17 protein-coding genes, 8 tRNA genes and 1 pseudogene are annotated in these 15,357 nt (G+C 40.1%); 16 read left to right on the forward strand and 10 right to left on the reverse strand.

Annotated features, from left to right (window positions below; translation table 11 throughout):
* Positions 1-72: 72 nt before the first annotated feature.
* From Xbud_RS11720 to Xbud_RS11755, 10 genes are all read left to right on the forward strand, one after another.
* Positions 73-576 (forward strand): glycosyltransferase family 9 protein, encoded by a 504-nt coding sequence (locus tag Xbud_RS11720; protein WP_169923064.1) that lies wholly within the window; start codon positions 73-75, stop codon positions 574-576.
* Between the two features lie 351 nt (positions 577-927).
* Positions 928-1,119 (forward strand): isocitrate lyase/phosphoenolpyruvate mutase family protein, encoded by a 192-nt coding sequence (locus Xbud_RS21350; protein WP_099136239.1) that lies wholly within the window; start codon positions 928-930, stop codon positions 1,117-1,119.
* Between the two features lie 53 nt (positions 1,120-1,172).
* The gene (locus tag Xbud_RS11730) at positions 1,173-1,454 is read left to right on the forward strand and encodes an isocitrate lyase/phosphoenolpyruvate mutase family protein (protein ID WP_099136240.1); all 282 of its coding nucleotides are present in this window, start codon (positions 1,173-1,175) and stop codon (positions 1,452-1,454) included.
* 51 nt (positions 1,455-1,505) lie between these two features.
* Complete coding sequence (locus Xbud_RS20185) at positions 1,506-1,964, forward strand: alpha/beta hydrolase family protein (protein ID WP_211283523.1); 459 nt, start codon at positions 1,506-1,508, stop codon at positions 1,962-1,964.
* Between the two features lie 272 nt (positions 1,965-2,236).
* Positions 2,237-2,542, forward strand: coding sequence for an alpha/beta hydrolase (locus Xbud_RS20190; protein ID WP_211283524.1), 306 nt, complete (start codon positions 2,237-2,239; stop codon positions 2,540-2,542).
* A 292-nt stretch (positions 2,543-2,834) separates the two neighbouring features.
* Positions 2,835-3,200, forward strand: coding sequence for a YkgJ family cysteine cluster protein (locus Xbud_RS11740; RefSeq protein WP_099136241.1), 366 nt, complete (start codon positions 2,835-2,837; stop codon positions 3,198-3,200).
* Between the two features lie 158 nt (positions 3,201-3,358).
* Complete coding sequence (locus tag Xbud_RS20530) at positions 3,359-3,862, forward strand: hypothetical protein (RefSeq protein ID WP_244589929.1); 504 nt, start codon at positions 3,359-3,361, stop codon at positions 3,860-3,862.
* Positions 3,859-4,617 (forward strand): S-methyl-5-thioribose kinase, encoded by a 759-nt coding sequence (gene mtnK, locus Xbud_RS20535; protein ID WP_244589930.1) that lies wholly within the window; start codon positions 3,859-3,861, stop codon positions 4,615-4,617. Before Xbud_RS20530 ends, mtnK begins: the two co-directional genes overlap by 4 nt.
* A gap of 117 nt (positions 4,618-4,734) precedes the next feature.
* On the forward strand, positions 4,735-5,736 hold the full coding sequence (mtnA, locus tag Xbud_RS11750) for an S-methyl-5-thioribose-1-phosphate isomerase (RefSeq protein ID WP_339353658.1): 1,002 nt from the start codon (positions 4,735-4,737) through the stop codon (positions 5,734-5,736).
* A gap of 12 nt (positions 5,737-5,748) precedes the next feature.
* Positions 5,749-6,399 (forward strand): L-fuculose-phosphate aldolase, encoded by a 651-nt coding sequence (locus Xbud_RS11755; protein WP_099136242.1) that lies wholly within the window; start codon positions 5,749-5,751, stop codon positions 6,397-6,399.
* Positions 6,400-6,531: 132 nt separating this feature from the next.
* Here the strand turns inward: Xbud_RS11755 and Xbud_RS11760 are convergent.
* The 6 genes from Xbud_RS11760 to Xbud_RS11785 all read right to left on the reverse strand — a co-directional run bounded on the left by Xbud_RS11760 (position 6,532) and on the right by Xbud_RS11785 (position 7,231).
* A tRNA-Lys gene (locus Xbud_RS11760) sits at positions 6,532-6,607 on the reverse strand.
* Between the two features lie 30 nt (positions 6,608-6,637).
* A tRNA-Lys gene (locus Xbud_RS11765) sits at positions 6,638-6,713 on the reverse strand.
* 31 nt (positions 6,714-6,744) lie between these two features.
* Positions 6,745-6,820, reverse strand: a tRNA-Lys gene (locus tag Xbud_RS11770).
* A 42-nt stretch (positions 6,821-6,862) separates the two neighbouring features.
* Positions 6,863-6,938 (reverse strand) — tRNA-Val (locus Xbud_RS11775).
* 78 nt (positions 6,939-7,016) lie between these two features.
* Positions 7,017-7,092 (reverse strand) — tRNA-Val (locus Xbud_RS11780).
* Between the two features lie 63 nt (positions 7,093-7,155).
* Positions 7,156-7,231: transfer RNA gene (locus Xbud_RS11785), tRNA-Val, on the reverse strand.
* 269 nt (positions 7,232-7,500) lie between these two features.
* On the opposite strand from Xbud_RS11785, the gene gltX reads away from it, so the two are divergent.
* The 6 genes and pseudogenes from gltX to Xbud_RS11815 all read left to right on the forward strand — a co-directional run bounded on the left by gltX (position 7,501) and on the right by Xbud_RS11815 (position 10,472).
* Complete coding sequence (gltX, locus tag Xbud_RS11790; RefSeq protein WP_099136243.1) at positions 7,501-8,916, forward strand: glutamate--tRNA ligase; 1,416 nt, start codon at positions 7,501-7,503, stop codon at positions 8,914-8,916.
* Between the two features lie 186 nt (positions 8,917-9,102).
* Positions 9,103-9,178 (forward strand) — tRNA-Ala (locus tag Xbud_RS11795).
* A gap of 25 nt (positions 9,179-9,203) precedes the next feature.
* Positions 9,204-9,279: transfer RNA gene (locus tag Xbud_RS11800), tRNA-Ala, on the forward strand.
* Between the two features lie 147 nt (positions 9,280-9,426).
* Positions 9,427-9,800 (forward strand): annotated as a pseudogene (locus Xbud_RS21355) (transposase); the annotation flags it as partial.
* Entirely contained in the window at positions 9,784-10,101 is a 318-nt protein-coding gene (locus tag Xbud_RS11810) for an MATE family efflux transporter (RefSeq protein ID WP_244589939.1), read from the forward strand. The pseudogene Xbud_RS21355 and the gene Xbud_RS11810, both read left to right, overlap by 17 nt.
* Positions 10,095-10,472: a VOC family protein gene (locus Xbud_RS11815; RefSeq protein WP_099136246.1), complete on the forward strand. Its 378-nt coding sequence runs from the start codon at positions 10,095-10,097 to the stop codon at positions 10,470-10,472. The genes Xbud_RS11810 and Xbud_RS11815 overlap by 7 nt, the downstream gene beginning before the upstream one ends.
* On the opposite strand, the gene Xbud_RS11820 is transcribed toward Xbud_RS11815, so the two are convergent.
* From Xbud_RS11820 to zipA, 4 genes are all read right to left on the reverse strand, one after another.
* Complete coding sequence (locus Xbud_RS11820) at positions 10,469-10,687, reverse strand: DUF3820 family protein (protein WP_099136247.1); 219 nt, start codon at positions 10,685-10,687, stop codon at positions 10,469-10,471. The two genes, Xbud_RS11815 and Xbud_RS11820, sit on opposite strands and share 4 nt — an antisense overlap.
* A gap of 63 nt (positions 10,688-10,750) precedes the next feature.
* On the reverse strand, positions 10,751-11,941 hold the full coding sequence (locus Xbud_RS11825) for a NupC/NupG family nucleoside CNT transporter (RefSeq protein WP_099136248.1): 1,191 nt from the start codon (positions 11,939-11,941) through the stop codon (positions 10,751-10,753).
* A 252-nt stretch (positions 11,942-12,193) separates the two neighbouring features.
* Complete coding sequence (ligA, locus tag Xbud_RS11830) at positions 12,194-14,212, reverse strand: NAD-dependent DNA ligase LigA (protein ID WP_099136249.1); 2,019 nt, start codon at positions 14,210-14,212, stop codon at positions 12,194-12,196.
* Positions 14,213-14,273: 61 nt separating this feature from the next.
* On the reverse strand, positions 14,274-15,194 hold the full coding sequence (zipA, locus tag Xbud_RS11835; protein WP_099136250.1) for a cell division protein ZipA: 921 nt from the start codon (positions 15,192-15,194) through the stop codon (positions 14,274-14,276).
* Between the last annotated feature and the right edge of the window lie 163 nt (positions 15,195-15,357).

Raw genomic sequence — 15,357 nt, forward strand, 5'->3', positions numbered from 1 at the left:
GTTTTATCACCTGGACTCAGGAGACAATGGAGTATGAGCTAAATACGCTATTGGAAGGTTATGGGGCTCAATTTGCAATTAATTTTTCTTAATCACTTAACGTTAAATAATATATCCACATCGATTTATCTAGGAGAACCATTAATTTTATTTTCTGTTTCCAATAATAGAAAAAATAGCTTAATTAATAATGAAAACCTTACTTTAATTTCTGGTAAAATTTCAGAAAAATATCCTACCGAAAAATTTATTATTTCAGCATTTCCCAATGATATTTATACAGCTAAAAATTTAAATTCACGTATAGGTGATAATAGTAAAATTGTCATGTGCGATTCTCTAAATTCTTTTCTGGCATTATTAAATAATATGACCCTGATTGTAGTTGGAGGTATCTGTCATTTATCAGCAGCATTAAAGAAAAAACTTGTTGCCCTTTATGGTGTTACCAAGCCTGAAAATTGGTCACCACTTACATCAAAAGATATATGTATTATCTTGTACGAACCAGAGAATGTCAATAATATTACTTTAGATAAAATTACTAATGCTATTTTTTCTCTACTTGAAAAGTAAAAAATTTAATGGAAATATTTTCATATGAAATAATTATTAACACAATAATGATATTATATATCCAATGGATTTCAAGTTGCGTCGCGGCGACAAAGGAACGAATCCCCGGGAGCATAGATAACCGTATGTTTATAAAAACGGTGATCGGGGTGAGTAAGCGCAGTCAACAAAGAGGCAACTTAAAAGACGGAGGGTATAGCTTTAATTCAGTGCTTTTTTTATCAATCAATATGTTAACTATATAAATATACAGTGTAATGATTTGGCATCGCTCTAAAAAATGTATGACCATGATATTTACAATTATGGATTCTATTTTATAAGAAAATAAAAAAATATTGAGAAACTAACATGACAAAAATAAGCCTGGTCGAAAAAATTCAAGTTCTTAGTCAATTACATGAAGAAAGAGACCTCATATTAGCCAACTCATGGGATGTTATGAGTACTCGTTTAGCTAAACAATGCGGAGTCAAAGCCATAGCAACAACCAGTGCCGGAATCTCCTGGAGTTTGGGATACCCAGACAAGTTAGTTAGCTAACCGGAAAATGGTTGCATAGGGATTAACATAGAGATTCTCAATATGGTAAATCAATGTCCATAAATGATGGTGCCGAACGTATTGCCTTAGTGCGTACTGCCGCAAACAAAATACATTACAGCTTATTTATCAATGCCCGTATAGATTCATGGCTTCGCGGAGAAAATACCGATCCTGAGCATTTAATTTTCCGTGCTAACGCTTATCTTGCTGCTGGTGTAAAAAGAGTCTCAAGAGGATCTTTTTTGCCGAACAAGCCTATGGTGTCACACAGGCAGGCATCAAACACTTTGTACAAAATGGCCTACTACAAAATAGCGATCAGGAAAAATTGAGTTATACCGAGTTAAATGTATTATTAAACTCATTATCTATTGGAGATCTTAATGACTAAACACCTAAGCTTTTTTATTTTCCTGCTGTTTTCCTTCTCTATCCAAACCTATGCATCGGGAAATATAGGTTTTCGGGAAATACTTTTAGATCAAGAAAGTAAACGCCCTTTGCATATCGTTATATGGTATCCCACCAATGATGTTGGTAATTATGTAATTGTTGGTGAAAATCCAGCCTATTACGGTACTTCAATATTAAAAGAAGCCACACCGTTATCAGAAAAATATCCTCTTGTTGTACTGTCTCATGGGTACAGAGGAAGTTGGCGAAATCTTAATTGGTTAGCTGGTGAACTGGTCAAAAAAGGTTTTGTTGTAGCTGCACCAACCCATCCCGAAACGACAACACAAGATAAAAGTCCTCTATTCACTACGCAATTGTGGGAAAGGCCTCAAGATCTAAGCCGAGTTATTGATTTTATTCTGGATGAATCTGATTTTACGGAGTAGTTGATCGACAGCGTATCGCGGCAATCGGTCACTCATTAGGAGGATGGACTGTTGTCGAGCTTACAGGTGCTAGATTCAATTCGGATCTTTTAATCACTGACTGCAAATCCAATAAAATTCTCGCCTCTTGTAGGATATTTTCTGAATTTGGTACAGATAAAAACGAAGTCGCCAAAGCAAAACTAAATAGTAATTTAGGTGATCATCGAATTAAAGCCGTCGTCTCTCTTGATCTGGGGTTAGCAAGAGGCTTTTCACCTGAAAATCGGAGTATGGTACATACTCCGATACTCGTGATAGCTGCGGGTGTCGATGTTGGAGATGCGCCTGCGGATCTGGAATCTGAATATCTGGCAAATAATCTTCCAAAAGATAAATCAAGATATGTAATTATTGATGATGCAATGCATTTTAGCTTTATCCAAAATTGTAAACCTAATGCGATAGTGCTAATCGAAAAAGACGCTCCGGGAAAGGGAATAGTTTGTAAAGATGGAGGCAAGAGAAGTCGGGAAAAAATTCACAATGAAATACTGAAGCATATTATTATCTTTTTTCAGCAAACATTCTCAGAGTAAAATTGTTATTAATTTTTAAAAAGTAATATTCAATTGTCTAAATCAAAAGTGGTCTGTTAATAACACTATTTTTGATTTTTAACATTGAAAAATAAATTTCTCTTGATATCCCCTATTATCTAAAAAGATAATCTATTCTCAAAGAGGCTATCTTTCCATATACCCTATGAATTTTAAAGTACAGCCAACAAAGCTATAGCTTTAAAGACTCAGGATATATAAAAATAATCTCTTGAAATCAGAGCTATTTTACTTAAGTGAATATCTCAAAAATTAGATAGAGACATCTGGTATGAGTCACGTGTTAAATTCTCAATCTTTGAATAATCCTTGCATTAGCTGCGGTGCTTGCTGTGCATATTTTCGTGTTTCGTTTTATTGGGCAGAAGCAGAAGATGGAGGAGGTACAGTTCCCATCTCTGCCACTGAAAAACTGAACAATTTTATGTATTGCATGAAAGGCACGAATGAACTACACCCTCGTTGTATAAAGCTACAAGGGGAAATTGGTCACGCAGTTTCCTGTTCCATTTATGATAAAAGACCTTCTCCTTGTAGGGAGTTTTCTCAAGCATGGGAAACTGGTGATTACAATGAAGCCTGTGATCGCGCCAGGTCTGCTTATGGCCTTCCCCCTCTGCCAAAGCCACAAACCTGATGACTTTCGCTGTCGTAGACTATATTCGTTATTTCCATCACAGACACTTTACTTTTGTATACTTATTGTTAACAAATGTGAAAATCCATTACCGCAGAATATGTTATCACTGTACAGCTTATGAACTTCCCTTCATAAAATTATCAGGATGAAAAATAATGTCTGCTTATGTTCCTACTGAATATACCCCACAAACTTGTGAATCCTTACCACATTATCTTGCGAAAAATTTACCAACAACCATCTCACTCGGCGGGTTGCCTGAAACATGGCAAATAAAGGAAGTTGGTGATGGGAATCTCAACTTAGTTTTCATTATTTCTGGAACTGAAAAAACGGTTATTGTCAAACAAACCTTACCTTATATGCGGGCAGCAGGAGAATCATGGCAACTTTCTCTTGATCGTACCTATTTTGAATATCATAACCTGCTAGAAGTAAATAAATTTGTCAGCCAGTATGTTCCTGATGTGTATTTTTACGATGAAGAAATGTCTTTATTTGTGATGGAATATTTATATCAGCATATTATCTTGCGTAAGCAGTTAATCGCCGGGCAGAAATTCCCTTATCTCGCAGAAGATATTGGAATTTTTCTTGCTGATACCCTATTCCACACCTCTGATATCGGAATGGACAGTAAAGAAAAAAAGAGCTGGTGAGCCGCTTTGCTAATAATCACGAACTTTGTAAGATCACCGAAGATCTGATTTTTACAGAGCCACATTTCAATGCCGAAAGAAACAATTGGACTTCTCCGCAACTTGATAGTGACGCCCACGCTGTTTGGCAGGATCAGACAATGATCCAAACTGTGATGCAGTATAAATACAAATTCATGACTGAAGTCCAAGCCTTACTACACGGTGATCTCCACTCTGGTTCCATTATGGTAACACCGGATTCTACAAAGGGAATCGACCCAGAATTCAGTTTTATGGGACCAATGGCATTTGATATCGGCAACTATATCGGTAATCTGTTTATCGCTTATTTTGCCCAACCTGCTTTACGAGATAATAAAAAGAAATGTACTGATTATCAGTTGTGGCTTCTAACACAGATTGAAACGACATGGGCAGTATTTGTGCATCATTTTCGTCAATTATGGAATGAAAAGAGTGCCGGAGAAGCCTATCCTATCACAATTTACCAGCAGGGAACTTTCAGCTCATCGTTCCTTAAAACAGCACAAGATAATTTTTTCTCCAATTTATTTGAAGAAACTCTGGTCTATGCCGGGCTTGAAATTAATCGCCGTATTATTGGCTTTGTCGATGTCGCTGATTTCAAAAAGATTGAAGATATAACACTACGCGCCACTTGTGAAAAACGCGCCTTGAAACTAGCACGTGAGTTAATTGTCAACAAGCATAAACACCAAGATTTTTCACTAATTAAACGTTATATCACATAGGATTAAGAAACTTAGATGAAAATTAATGGCATCCATTATCGTTCTGTTTGGCTTGCTGACGATGGATATACCGTCGAAATTTTCGATCAGACCAAGCTACCTTTTGAATTATAAATCATTCAGTTAAGCACCATGCAGGATGTTGCAACAGCGATTAAAAATATGTGGGTACGTGGCGCACCTTTAATTGGTGCTGTTGCCGCTTATGATATGGCACTGGCAATGCATCAGAACAGCAGCACTGAGAATTTGCAACTTGCTTATGACACGCTAGTCAAAACCCGGCTAACTGCTATTAATTTAAAATGGGCTTTGGAGCGTTCATATCAGGTATTGGAAAATACACGCGCTCCACAATGTAAAGAGACTGCTTATCGTATTGCCAACGAAATTGCTGATGAAGACGTCGAACTATGCCGTAAGATTGGTGAAAATGGCCTAAAAATCATACAAGGAGTTGCTGAGAATAAACCAGCAGGTGAAGTCGTGAATATATTGACTCACTGCAACGCGGGATGGCTGGCAACAGTGGATTGGGGTACTGCATTATCACCCATTTATATGGCACATGATGCAGGCATTAAAGTTCATGTTTGGGTTGATGAAACTCGTCCTCGCAATCAGGGGGGATTAACGGCTTTTGAATTAGGTTCACACGGTATACCACATACTTTAATTGCTGATAATGCAGGAGGTCACTTGATGCAACATGGGAAAGTGGATCTTTGTATTGTTGGTACAGACAGGACGACTGCCAGAGGGGATGTATGCAATAAAATTGGTACTTATCTTAAGGCTCTGGCAGCCAAAGCAAATCAAGTGCCATTTTATGTTGCCTTACCATCACCGACACTGGATTTTACGGTTTGGGATGGAGTAAAAAAGATCCCTATTGAACAACGTTCAGGTGAAGAGCAATCACATGTCTATGGGCTCACTTCGGAAGGGAAGCGCAATTGGGTCAATATCGTTCCGCAAGAAACACTTTGTGGAAATTATGCTTTTGATGTCACACCAGCAGAATTAGTTACCGGATTAATTACAGAACGCGGGATCTGTGATGCCAGTACAAAAGGATTGCGCACGCTTTTCCCTGATTTATACCAGAAATATTTGTAATGGCTATTTTTTATGGTAAATAGAAAACATATCTGCCAGTCAATCATTGAAGCTTGTCTTAAGATGAATGCACTGGGTTTAAATCAAGGAACATCGGGAAATATCAGTGCTCGCTATCAGGATGGTTTTCTTATCACTCCCAGTGGTGTTCCCTATGAACGATTGACCCCAGATCAGATTGTCTACATCAAACATGACGGGAAAACTGAACCGGATAAAGTGCCATCAAGTGAATGGCATTTTCATCTATCCTGCTATCAAGCACGCCCTGAGTTGAATGCCGTTGTGCACAACCATGCTGTCAATGCAACAGCAGTTTCCATACTCAATCATTCCATCCCTGCTATTCATTATATGGTGGCGGTGACAGGGACAGATCATATTCCCTACTCAACCTTTGGAACTCCTGAACTGGCAAAGAGTGTCAAGGAAGGAATTAAGTACAGTAACGCACTGTTAATGCAACATCACGGCATGATCGCGATGGAAGCCAATCTGGAAAAAGCACTATGGCTGGCAAATGAGGTGGAAATACTAGCAAAACTTTATTTAAAAATCCTGCTTGTTGTTGGAAATGCCGCAAAAAATATTCCGATACTTTCTTCCGAAGAAATGCAACGAATCTTGACAAAATTTAAAAATTATGGATTAAAAACTCAGTAACAAGGTAAAAAAAACAGTATTTTCTAATCTTATTGAGGGACTATGCTGTTTTTACATAATCTAAGTAAAAACCAGATACAGATTTTTTCTGTATATTATTTTATGGCTGGATTATAAATAGCTGGATGAAAATGGTGGGTCGTGCAGGATTCGAACCTGCGACCAATTGATTAAAAGTCAACTGCTCTACCGACTGAGCTAACGACCCAACTAGGTAATTATGATTTTGATATCTAAATGGTGGGTCGTGCAGGATTCGAACCTGCGACCAATTGATTAAAAGTCAACTGCTCTACCGACTGAGCTAACGACCCAATTAGATAATTTTGATTTTGATATTTAAGATGGTGGGTCGTGCAGGATTCGAACCTGCGACCAATTGATTAAAAGTCAACTGCTCTACCGACTGAGCTAACGACCCATCGTAAATATCGCTGTGATACTGCGGAACAATCTAATGAAGTGGTGGGCGATACCAGATTCGAACTGATGACCCCCTCCTTGTAAGGGAGATGCTCTACCAACTGAGCTAATCGCCCACTTCATGATGACTATTACTGCATGATGACTATTACTGAAAAGTTATTGTAACGGCATCTATATCACTGAGTTATGATTGGTGGGCGATATCGGACTCGAACCAATGGCCCCCTCCTTGTAAGGGAGATGCTCTACCAACTGAGCTAATCGCCCAATCATAAAATCATTTTTTATCACTACGGTTGCCACTTTCTCCAGCTTATTACTACGAGAGAATGGTGGGCGATACCAGATTCGAACTGATGACCCCCTCCTTGTAAGGGAGATGCTCTACCAACTGAGCTAATCGCCCCGTCGTGATGGAGTCGCATTATAGGGATAGTTCGAGGTGAGTCAACGGTTTTTATTACTAAAATTTCTGTTCGTCGCAAAATTACACAGAATGAAACAATTATAGTCACTTTGAGTTATCATTTAGGCAATGTATTTTACCTTTTCTCAATAACCTACCATTAACGCCATTGAGGAATTGAAGTCCAGTGATAAAATAACCCCCACTATTGTTATTTCAATCATCCAAAACGTTCTCTGAAAAGTGAAATGTAATTAAGGCAATTCCCGATGAGTAAAATAAAAACCCGTTTTGCGCCAAGTCCTACTGGCTATCTTCACGTTGGCGGCGCACGCACTGCCCTTTATTCCTGGTTATACAGCCGCCATAACAAAGGTGAATTTGTTCTGCGCATTGAAGACACTGATCTGGAACGTTCAACTCAGGAAGCCATTGATGCGATTATGGACGGAATGAACTGGTTAAATCTGAATTGGGATGAAGGCCCTTATTATCAGACCAAACGTTTCGACCGTTATAATCAGGTTATTGATGAAATGCTGGAACAAAATACAGCGTATCGCTGCTATTGTTCTAAAGAGCGCTTGGAACAATTACGTGAAACTCAGATGGCAAATGGCGAAAAACCACGTTACGACGGTCGTTGCCGTGATAGTGAGTGCCAGCATATCCATAATGAGCCACATGTTGTGCGTTTCCGCAACCCACAGGAAGGCTCGGTTATTTTTAATGACAGCATCCGTGGCCCGATTGAATTCAGTAACCAAGAGTTGGACGATTTGATCATTCGCCGTACTGATGGCTCACCAACTTATAATTTCTGTGTTGTCATTGATGACTGGGATATGGAAATCACTCACGTTATTCGTGGGGAAGACCACATCAATAACACCCCGCGTCAAATTAATATTCTGAAAGCGCTCGGTGCACCAGTACCAGAATATGCTCATGTTTCTATGATCCTCGGTGACGATGGTAAAAAATTATCCAAACGTCATGGTGCCGTCAGCGTGATGCAATATCGTGATGATGGCTATCTGCCGGAAGCACTTTTGAACTATCTGGTTCGTTTGGGATGGTCACATGGCGATCAGGAAATTTTCAGTGTTGAAGAAATGACTGAGCTGTTCAGCCTTGACGCTATCAGCAAATCAGCCAGCGCCTTCAACACTGAAAAACTGCAATGGTTGAACCATCATTACATTAATACCCTGCCAGCGGAAAAAGTAGCTGTTCATTTAGCATGGCATATTGAACAACAAGGTATTGATACACGTACTGGCCCGGAACTAGTTGACCTGATTAAACTGTTGGGTGAACGCTGCAAGACATTGAAAGAAATAGCCAACGCTTGCCATTATTTCTATGAAGAGTTTACAGAGTTCGATGCAGATGCTGCGAAAAAACATCTGCGACCGGTGGCCCGTCAGCCATTAGAAGTTGTCCGTGAAAAACTGGCTGCTATTACCGAATGGACACCAGAGAATATCCATCATGCAATTCAGTCAACGGCTGACGAATTAGAAGTCGGCATGGGTAAAGTTGGTATGCCACTACGTGTTGCAGTTACTGGTGCTGGTCAATCTCCGAGTGTTGACGTCACTATCCACGCTATTAATCAGGCACGTTCACTCTCTCGTATTGATAAAGCTCTGGCTTATATTGCCCAGCGTGAAGCGCAATAATCAGCATTAAAAAATCGGCCAAAATAAGTTATAAAGGCACACAATTTATTGTAGTGCCTTTATTTTTTATTCTCCCAACCAAACATTGATGGCTTTTTCAGCGTTTACACCGGAAATATTAATGAATCCGTTGACAGAGTTCTTTGGGTTTCATATGATGCGCTCCGTTCCACAGGATTTTGATTTGGGGCTATAGCTCAGCTGGGAGAGCGCTTGCATGGCATGCAAGAGGTCAGCGGTTCGATCCCGCTTAGCTCCACCAAATACTTATCCTAAGCCACAATTGTGGGGCTATAGCTCAGCCGGGAGAGCGCTTGCATGGCATGCAAGAGGTCAGCGGTTCGATCCCGCTTAGCTCCACCAAAATTCTGAATCCCTGAAAGCGCAAGTTTTCAGGGATTTTTCTTGTGGCTGAATATAATGAAACCAGCCCGTCTGTTAAAACATCAAATCATCGTAATACTTTTTATTTTTAAACTGAAAGTTCCATCCGAATAATTTGAGTCTACGTCAATAAAGGGGGTTGGATCTCAGATTGGTCTTAACATGCTGGTTATCTTACGTACGAATACCTTTACTAGTGCAACACAAGTAGCTGCATATCTTGGTGTTATTCCTATTGAAAAGCAGTCAGGCACATCGGTGCATGGTAGAGTGCGCTTATCTAAAACGGATCCTGCTGAAATCCGTGCTAAGTTGTTTATGTCTGCACTAACTGCAATTCGTTTTAACCCCACATAAATGATTTATATAATAAATTGATTAATAAAGGAAAGGCGAAAATGTTGGCTTTAGGAGCTGCGATGCGTAAATTAGTTCATTTGTGCTACGGGGTACTAAATACGCAGCAATTATATGATGAAAACTATGCTATCAAAACTTGACAATCAAGACGGTAGCTTATTATGTGAATGCAAGTTTCTATATGCCGATTTCATTATTGGTTTGTACACTAAAGATACTCTTGTCATAGACATTGCTATTAGTATCACAATATTTTTATTCTTTTTTCAGCTTTTTGATTCTATACACTCCATATTATCAGGTATTTTACCAGGGTTTCATGAGACTAAAATAGTATTCTACGTGCCCATTTTAGGTTACTGGTTTGTTGGAATACCTCTTGGTTTTACATTAGGACTAACGGATTTCATCACTGAAAGAATGGGTAACTCAAGATGTTAACTAACATTCTTACTGATGATCTGGCAGGCACAAGCAATTTATTTGTTAATCTATTGAATTTTAATATCGAATACGAATCTGATTGGTTTATAGCAATGTCTTCTGAATCAGATGGGCAAGTTTCAGCTTTTTTAAGGACAAGTAAATTTATCCCAGATTCATATCAAAAATCTTGTCAGGGGCTGATTATCACGTTTGTCGTTAAGGATGTTGAACCCTATTTTTCAAAAGCCAAAACCCTTGCTCTGGAAATTATTGAACCACCACGTGATTTGCCCTATGGTCAGCGTCGTCTTTTAATTAAAGATAAAAGTGGTGCGCTGATCGATATTTCAGCACCAACAGCTCCACTTGACCGCAATTATGGCTAATCAGTTTTTTTCAATGGCTTTACCAATGAATCCAACCCTTCAATTTTAATTGCAAGGGTCATTTCCATTAGTGCACCCAGTTTCCCTTGTGGAAATTCCCCCTTACGGGCAAACCAAAGTAAATACTCTTCAGGAAGATCTATTAACATCCGTCCTTTGTATTTACCAAATGGCATGGCAGTGTTGGCGATCTCCAGCAAATTTTCTTTATTCATCATGCCGACCTATTGAGTCATTTTATCTTTATATAAAAGATAAAATTCAAATTGCTAAGAAAATTAAATGCTCATTACCAGTCCGGTAATTGCAGCCGACAGGAAACTCACCAATGTTGAGCCAAACAGTAGTTTCAGGCCAAAACGCGCAACAGTATTCCCCTGTTTTTCATTCAAGCCTTTAATAGCACCGGCAACAATACCAATGGATGAAAAGTTGGCAAAGGAAACCAAGAATACAGACAGGATACCTTTTGAACGATCACTCAATTGTCCTGCAATTTCCTGTAAACTCTGCATTGCAACAAATTCATTAGAAACCAGTTTAGTTGCCATGATACTACCTACTTTCAGTGCTTCATCACTGGGAATGCCAATGATCCAGGCAAATGGATAGAAAACATACCCCAGACATTCCTGGAAAGAAATACCAAATGCCATATCAAAAACGGCGTTGATACCCGCAATCAAGGCAATAAAGCCGATCAGCATGGCCGCTACAATCAAAGCGACTTTGAAACCAGCCAGAATGTACTCGCCCAGCATTTCAAAGAAACTTTGCCCTTCATGCAGATTGCTCATATGGATATCCCCTTCACTTTCAACAGAGTAAGGGTTGATAAGGGACAGAACGATAAAGGTACTGAACATGTTAAGTATCAGGGCCGCTACCACATATTTTGCATCCAGCATTGTCATGTAAGCACCTACGATAGACATAGATACCGTAGACATCGCTGTTGCCGCCATTGTGTACATCCGACGCTCAGACATTTTGTTCAATACATCTTTATAAGCGATAAAATTCTCTGATTGTCCCAGAATCAATGAACTGACCGCATTGAACGACTCTAGTTTTCCCATGCCATTAACTTTGGACAACATAGTACCAATTGCACGAATGATAATTGGCAGAATTTTTATATGTTGCAGGATACCGATCAAAGCAGAGATAAAGATGATAGGACAAAGTACATTCAGGAAGAAAAATGCCAGATTTGCTTCAATCATACCACCGAAAACAAAGCTAGTACCTTTCACGGCATAAGACAGTAAGTGGACAAACAAGCTGTCAAACCCTTTGACGATCCCTAATCCAGCATTGGAATTAAGGAAAAACCACGCCAGAACAAGTTCAATAACAAGTAACTGAATAATATACCGAATCCGAATATCTTTCCGGTTATTACTCGCAAAAACCGCCAAGCCGCCAATGACCGCTAGAGCGAGAACAAAGTGAAAAATATGAGGCATAAAAGAACTCCAAACATGACGAGGTGCAAATTTATAATAGCATTTTTGCAACATACGATAATAAATATTGATAACTATCACATAAATTTACTATAGAGTGGCAACAAATTCCTATTTAGCAAACCTGATCACACTTTAAGCCGGAACGTGGCGACTAATGTATGCAAAAATATCTTATTTAAAGGCACTATTAAGGTTTATTATCAAGCATCCTAATAGCACCTCTTTCCTGAAAGTTTTCTTTTCTATTTATTATTCACCTAAAAGACGAAGCATTTTTTCTTCATCAATCACAGTTATACCCAATTCTGCCGCTTTGGCTAATTTAGATCCCGCAGCCTCACCCGCAATCACCAAATCTGTTTTCTTGGAGACACTGCCTGTGACTTTCGCGCCCAACGCAACTAATTTGTCTTTGGCCTCATCCCGGGATAAAAGGTTTAATGAGCCAGTCAAAACTACGGTCTTACCCGCAAATGGGCTATCGATTTCTTCTGGTTGCGGTATTTCCGCCGCTTCCCAACAGATGCCAATATTATTGACAAGATCATCAATTACTGTCTGGTTATGCGGTTCGTTAAAGAAATTAACTACATGGCTGGCAACCACACCACCTACATCTTGTACAGCAATTAATGCTTCCGTATCTGCTGCACGCAATTTTTCCAATGTGCCAAAATGTGCAACTAAATTAGCCGCAGTGGCTTCTCCAACTTCACGAATGCCTAAAGAATAGATGAAACGGGCAAATGTGGTTTTCTTGGATTTTTCCAGAGCATTAACCACATTCTGAGCGGATTTTGGCCCCATTCGCTCAAGGCCGGTTAATTGCCCTGCGGTCAAACGGAAAAGATCGGCTGGTGTTTTGACATATTCCTTATCAACCAACTGTTCAATAATTTTCTCTCCCATTCCATCCACATCCATCGCACGACGGGAAACAAAGTGTCTGAGCGCTTCTTTACGTTGTGCCCCACAAAATAAGCCACCTGTACAACGCGCTACAGCCTCGCCTTCAATACGTTCGATATCAGAACCACAAACAGGACAATGCTGTGGGAAAGTTACTCCCTGGCTTTCTGTTGGTCTTTGCTCCTTTACCACACCAACAACTTTCGGAATCACATCACCTGCCCGGCGAATAATGACGGTATCTCCTATACGCAGCCCCAGTCGTTCAATTTCATCCGCATTGTGTAATGTAGCGTTACTGACTATCACACCTGCAACCTGTACTGGTTCCAGACGTGCAACTGGTGTAATTGCCCCTGTGCGTCCTACCTGAAACTCGACATCACGTACGATTGTTATCTGTTCTTGTGCAGGAAACTTAAATGCGGTTGCCCAACGTGGAGCTCTGGCTACAAACCCCAATGTTTCCTGTAATTCAAGGGAGTCCACTTTAATGACAACACCATCAATGTCGAAACCCAGAGTCGGGCGCTGTTGCTCTACCTCGTGGTAAAAATCCAATACTTGTTGGGTTCCCTGACACAATTTCACTTTATCGCTAACCGGCAGCCCCCATTGTTTGAATTGCATCAGCCGCTCGTAGTGGCTTGCTGGCAACTCTCCACCGTCAATCACACCAATGCCATAACAATAAAAAGTCAGCGGACGCTTGGCTGTAATACGTGGGTCGAGCTGGCGCAGTGATCCTGCGGCTGCATTGCGAGGGTTAGCAAATACTTTATTACCTGTACGGCGCGCTTCTTCATTGAGTTTTTCAAAACCCGTTTGCTTCATAAAGACTTCACCACGAATCTCAACACGAGCAGGAATGTTGTCTCCTTTCAAACGCAGAGGAATCGCGCGAATTGTACGAATATTGGCGGTAATATTTTCTCCTGTCGTACCATCCCCACGAGTCGCAGCCTGTACTAATTCGCCATTTTCATACAACAGGCTGACAGCCACACCATCGAGTTTAAATTCACAACAGAATACCAATTCGCGACTGTCTTTCAGACGATCACGAACACGTTTATCAAATACCAGATAACTTTCTTCATCGAATACATTATCCAGAGATAACATCGGAATTTCGTGACGAACCTGCTCAAATGCAGTTAATGGCGCTGCTCCAACCCGTTGGGTAGGAGAATCTGCCGTAATCAACTCTGGATGCTGTTCTTCCAGTGATTTCAACTCACGCATTAAGCGATCGTATTCCACATCAGGGATCTCTGGCGCATCCATAACATGATACAAATACTCATGATGACGCAATGTTGTTCTTAGTTCGTTGATTGTTTGAATAATATTTTTCATGACTTCTCACCAGAGATGAAAAACCCCCGACTAGGCGGGGGCTTAATACTAAAAAGAGGATTTATTCTTGGGCGCTGAGTGTATCACGAATACGTGCCTTATAAGATTCGATCATTTGCGGTGTAAGCATTTTACGCTCGGCATCTAACACCACACCACCCACATCAGAAGCAATACGCTGCGCTGCCTGTAACATCAGTTTGAAATTCTGATTAGAATCACCATATGAAGGTACGAGCATAAACATTGAGATCCCCGGAGTGCTGAAATCTACCATATGTTCTGGATCAAATGACCCCGGCTTAACCATATTAGCCAAACTGAACAGTACCGCACCACTACCCGATGGATTTAAGTGACGATGGAAGATATTCATATCACCAAACCGGAAACCTGATTGCAAAATGCTCTGAAGCAGTACTTCGCCATTTAGTTCCTGACCATGATGGGCAGCTACATGTAATACCAACACGGTTTCTTTTTTAGTTTGCTCAGTCTCAGCTTTCGTTGCATTTTCCAACTTTGACTGCTCTTGAACAGCTTCCGTTTCCGCACCTTCTGCACTATTTTTCTCAACAGATTCAAACAGGCCAAGTTGTGATTCTTTCTGGCTTTCATCAATAGCTTTCACCTTTGCCACAGATGTTTCAGGTTGCTGCTTTGAAAGTAAAGGATCAACTCCATCATCAGATGTTACTTCTGATAAATCAGGTGAATCGCGCTCAATAACCGACTCTTCACGATGTTCATGACGAGACTTAACTGGCTCCTGAACACGTGATTTTGACGAATTATCAAACAGTTCATCGCCATCATTATCCTCTAATAACTCTTCCCGACGCTCCTGTTTATGAGGTTTCACTGGGCGATCACGAAAGAGTGACGAACGCTCTTTACGGCTGGTCCACAACCCATGTAATAGCAAAGCTATTATGGCTATCGCACCAACAACGATTAATATCAGACGCAAATCCTGCATCATTGCTGTCTCTGTTGTTTAAATTAATTGCCACCACGGCGGAATATTCTTTAGATAAGAGTATTTGTCAAATAGCACAAGTGCAAGCCTCTACAGACTTTTCTTATCATAAAGAGAGGTATCTCCTGTTTTTCCGAGTGTTTTTCACACACAAAACTACTGGTCA

Source organism: Xenorhabdus budapestensis, from assembly GCF_002632465.1.
In the GTDB taxonomy this organism is placed as follows: Bacteria; Pseudomonadota; Gammaproteobacteria; order Enterobacterales; family Enterobacteriaceae; genus Xenorhabdus; species Xenorhabdus budapestensis.

Coding starts and splice junctions, on each gene's coding strand:
- Xbud_RS21350 (WP_099136239.1), top strand. CDS start 928: ATGACAAAAATAAGCCTGGTCGAAAAAATTCAAGTTCTTAGTCAATTA.
- Xbud_RS11730 (WP_099136240.1), top strand. CDS start 1,173: ATGTCCATAAATGATGGTGCCGAACGTATTGCCTTAGTGCGTACTGCC.
- Xbud_RS20185 (WP_211283523.1), top strand. CDS start 1,506: ATGACTAAACACCTAAGCTTTTTTATTTTCCTGCTGTTTTCCTTCTCT.
- Xbud_RS20190 (WP_211283524.1), top strand. CDS start 2,237: ATGGTACATACTCCGATACTCGTGATAGCTGCGGGTGTCGATGTTGGA.
- Xbud_RS11740 (WP_099136241.1), top strand. CDS start 2,835: ATGAGTCACGTGTTAAATTCTCAATCTTTGAATAATCCTTGCATTAGC.
- Xbud_RS20530 (WP_244589929.1), top strand. CDS start 3,359: ATGTCTGCTTATGTTCCTACTGAATATACCCCACAAACTTGTGAATCC.
- Xbud_RS11755 (WP_099136242.1), top strand. CDS start 5,749: ATGGTAAATAGAAAACATATCTGCCAGTCAATCATTGAAGCTTGTCTT.
- gltX (WP_099136243.1), top strand. CDS start 7,501: ATGAGTAAAATAAAAACCCGTTTTGCGCCAAGTCCTACTGGCTATCTT.
- Xbud_RS11810 (WP_244589939.1), top strand. CDS start 9,784: ATGCTATCAAAACTTGACAATCAAGACGGTAGCTTATTATGTGAATGC.
- Xbud_RS11815 (WP_099136246.1), top strand. CDS start 10,095: ATGTTAACTAACATTCTTACTGATGATCTGGCAGGCACAAGCAATTTA.
- Xbud_RS11820 (WP_099136247.1), bottom strand. CDS start 10,687: ATGAATAAAGAAAATTTGCTGGAGATCGCCAACACTGCCATGCCATTT.
- Xbud_RS11825 (WP_099136248.1), bottom strand. CDS start 11,941: ATGCCTCATATTTTTCACTTTGTTCTCGCTCTAGCGGTCATTGGCGGC.
- ligA (WP_099136249.1), bottom strand. CDS start 14,212: ATGAAAAATATTATTCAAACAATCAACGAACTAAGAACAACATTGCGT.
- zipA (WP_099136250.1), bottom strand. CDS start 15,194: ATGATGCAGGATTTGCGTCTGATATTAATCGTTGTTGGTGCGATAGCC.